1 protein-coding gene is annotated in these 1,439 nt (G+C 45.9%); it reads left to right on the plus strand.

Annotated features, from left to right (window positions below; translation table 11 throughout):
* Positions 1–53: 53 nt before the first annotated feature.
* Positions 54–1,408 (plus strand): IS3 family transposase gene (locus tag ICN15_RS10860; protein ID WP_370625452.1). Its coding sequence is split into 2 segments (ribosomal slippage): positions 54–516 and positions 516–1,408, totalling 1,356 coding nucleotides; the frame shifts between segments, so codons are not numbered across the junction.
* Positions 1,409–1,439: the final 31 nt, after the last annotated feature.

The raw sequence follows: 1,439 nt of genomic DNA on the forward strand, positions 1-1,439 counted from the left end.
TGAACTGACCCCCAAAAGTTGGACACCATGTCCAACCAAGGGGGTTTTGTTTTATGAGCAAGTACAGCAAGCAGTTCAAGCTAAAGGTAGTTAAAGAGTTTCTAAAGTCAGGTGGTCTTAAGCGGGTAAGTCACCTGTTTGAGATTAGTCACTCAGATGTCCGCAAATGGGCTTTAGCCTATCAAGCACGTGGCCATAGTGGTCTTAATCCCAGCCACCAACGCCACTCCCCGCAGTTCAAAGTACAGGTTCTAGAGTACATGGCCCAGCATCAGATATCAGCTAGGCCAGCTGCCGCCCACTTTGGGATTGGTAGTATGACCACCATTTTGCAATGGCAAAAACTCTACAATGAAGGCGGTATTACAGCCCTTGCCAATCGACAGAGAGGACAACCGCCTATGTCCCAATTTAATATCAAAGCATTACTCAAAAAGCCTATCTCGGAGCTCACGTCGGCAGAGTTGCGAAGACGTTTAGAGTATGCCGAAGCACAGGCTGCCTACCTAAAAAAGTTAGAAGCCTTAGCTCAGAGCAAAGCAACAAAAGAGAACAAGCCCAAATAATTACTGAGCTAAGGCCGCATTACCGTTTACTAGACTTACTACTTATCGCCAAGATGGCTAAAAGCGTTTACTACTACTGGCGGGCAGCCAGTAGTAGTAAAGCTGATCCTTATCAGGGGGCTAAAGAGCATATCACCCAGATCTTTAATGCCCATCGGGGTCGCTATGGCTATCGGCGGGTACATTTAGAGCTACGCAATCAACAGCAATATTTAAACCACAAGACAGTACAAAGGCTGATGGGCCAACTAGGACTGAAGTCCCTTGTGAGGCCCAAGCGCTATCAGTCTTATAAGGGGTCTGTGGGCAAGGTAGCTCCCAACTTGTTAGAGCGCAACTTTATAGCTAAAGCACCCAATCAAAAGTGGGTAACCGATGTGACTGAGTTCAATGTCAAGGGCGAGCGAGTTTATCTCTCGCCCATCCTGGATCTATACAACCAAGAGATTATCTCCTATGAGATTGCTGATCGGCCACAGATTAGCTCAGTAATGCAGATGCTAAAGAGCGCCTTCAAACGACTCAAGAATGAAGACAGGCCAGTATTGCACTCCGACCAAGGCTGGCAATACCAAATGGGGCTTTATCAACAGGCCTTACGCAAGCAGGGTATTACTCAAAGCATGTCTAGAAAAGGTAATTGCCTAGATAACTCTGTCATGGAGAACTGGTTCGGGATTATGAAAACGGAGTTCTTCTATCAAAAGAAGTTTGAGACTATCAAATCATTTAAGGCAGAACTAGAGGAATATATCCACTACTACAACCATGATCGAATCAAAGAAAAGCTAAAGGGATTAAGCCCGGTGCAATACCGAACTCAATCCCTCGTGCTAACCTAACTAAACTGTCCAACTACTGGGGGTCAGTTCA

It is taken from the genome of Polynucleobacter sp. CS-Odin-A6, assembly GCF_018882095.1.
GTDB lineage: Bacteria > Pseudomonadota > Gammaproteobacteria > Burkholderiales > Burkholderiaceae > Polynucleobacter.